The 1,349-nt window shown below is 71.5% G+C and carries 1 protein-coding gene and 1 pseudogene; both read right to left on the minus strand.

Annotated features, from left to right (window positions below; all coding sequences use genetic code 11):
• Nucleotides 1–23: 23 nt before the first annotated feature.
• Nucleotides 24–986: a thioredoxin-disulfide reductase gene (trxB, locus tag ACIQOV_RS41600; protein WP_401056365.1), complete on the minus strand. Its 963-nt coding sequence runs from the start codon at nt 984–986 to the stop codon at nt 24–26.
• Between the two features lie 173 nt (nt 987–1,159).
• Nucleotides 1,160–1,349, minus strand: a pseudogene (locus ACIQOV_RS41605) (hypothetical protein); the annotation flags it as partial.

The raw sequence follows: 1,349 nt of genomic DNA on the forward strand, positions 1-1,349 counted from the left end.
CCCCGTGGGGCGGAGGGTGGGGCTCAGACCGCGACGGCGGCCTTGGCCTCCAGGTCGTCCAGCGCGGCCAGGTAGCGCTCGGCGTCCAGGGCGGAGGAGCAGCCGGTGCCGGCGGCGGTGATGGCCTGGCGGTAGGTGTGGTCCACGACGTCGCCGGCGCCGAAGACGCCCGGGATGTTGGTCCGGGTCGAGGGGGCCTCGACCTTGAGGTAGCCCTCGGCGTCCAGGTCCAGCTGGCCCTTGAAGAGCTCGGTGCGCGGGTCGTGGCCGATCGCGATGAACAGACCGGTGACGGCCAGCTCGCGGGTCTCGCCGGTCGTGGTGTCGCGCAGGGTGACACCGCTGAGCTTCGGGTCGCCGTGGATGGCCTCGACCGCGCTGTCCCACTCGAAGCGGATCTTCGGGTCGGCGAAGGCGCGCTCCTGCATCGCCTTGGAGGCGCGCAGGGTGTCCCGGCGGTGGATGATCGTGACGCTCCTGGCGAAGCGGGAGAGGAAGGTCGCCTCCTCCAGAGCGGTGTCGCCGCCGCCGACCACTGCGATGTCCTGGTCGCGGAAGAAGAAGCCGTCGCAGGTGGCGCACCAGGAGACGCCACGGCCGGAGAGCTTGTCCTCGTTCGGCAGACCGAGCTTGCGGTGCTGGGAGCCGGTGGTGACGATCACGGCGCGCGCCTGGTGCACGTTGCCCTCGGAGTCGGTGACGGTCTTGATGTCACCGGTGAGGTCGACCGCGACGATGTCGTCGGGGATCAGCTCGGCGCCGAAGCGCTCGGCCTGGGCCCGCATGTTGTCCATCAGCTCGGGGCCCATGATGCCGTCCCGGAAGCCCGGGAAGTTCTCGACCTCGGTGGTGTTCATGAGCGCACCACCGGCGGTCACGGCCCCCTCAAAGACCAGCGGCTTGAGGGAGGCACGGGCCGTGTAGAGCGCGGCCGTGTACCCGGCCGGGCCGGAACCGATGATGATCACGTTACGGACGTCGCTCACTGCTTCTCCTGGTTCGCATCGCGACCCGCGTTTGCTGCGGGGAGGGCGGTCCTGCTCCGCCGCCCGGGACAACGACTGACCAGTGTCTCGCATTCCCAGGCGGATCAGTACCAGGCGCCCGAAGTCCGGAAGCGGCGTGCCGCCGTCGGCGTGGATCGCATGGGAACCGCCGGTCAGCGGCTGGGAACGGCCTGGTGCAGGACGACCGGGCCGCAGTCGGGGGAGCGCAGGTAGACGTCGACGGAACCGGGGCGGCCGGCCAGGGAGTAGACCAGGACGTCGACCGGGGCGCCGTGGTAGCTGCCCCGGTCGGTGGCCAGCGGGGTGCCGGAGGCGGGTGCCGGGCAGCCCGGGCCGCTGGGG

Source organism: Kitasatospora sp. NPDC091257 (genome assembly GCF_044757675.1).
Lineage (GTDB): Bacteria > Actinomycetota > Actinomycetes > Streptomycetales > Streptomycetaceae > Kitasatospora > Kitasatospora lactacystinica.